This window comes from Hungatella sp. SL.1.14 (assembly GCF_024460495.1).
GTDB lineage: Bacteria > Bacillota > Clostridia > Lachnospirales > Lachnospiraceae > Hungatella > Hungatella hathewayi.
Map to the genome: position 1 here is coordinate 1 of NZ_JANFYJ010000272.1, position 306 is coordinate 306.

Below are 306 nucleotides of genomic sequence, written 5' to 3' on the forward strand. Positions count from 1 at the left end.
GGCAGATTTCCAGTTCTCCGAAAAATCAGACATGGACTTATTTTGACTGGTCTAATAAAGAGGTTTTAAAGGCAAGAGGAGCCGTCGATCAGCAGTGGCTTGATCTGAAAACAACAGCAAAATACATTTCATTCGGTGCAAAATCAAAGCGGCCGGCCTGCATTCTGTCCAACCGCGGATATCAGATATTGATTCCGGGAGGCAGACGGGTTATGTGCTGTACGATACCGACGTATGGATTGTATGTATACACGGAAGGGGAGGTGCAGATTGATTATTTCTTCAGAACGGCATTGTAAAGCTTCG

The 306-nt window shown here is 45.1% G+C and carries 1 protein-coding gene; it reads left to right on the plus strand.

Features of this window, described 5'->3' with window-relative positions:
• The coding region (locus NE473_RS30950; protein ID WP_256265629.1) for a hypothetical protein at positions 1 to 299 on the plus strand (299 nt) is incomplete at its 5' end.
• Between the last annotated feature and the right edge of the window lie 7 nt (positions 300 to 306).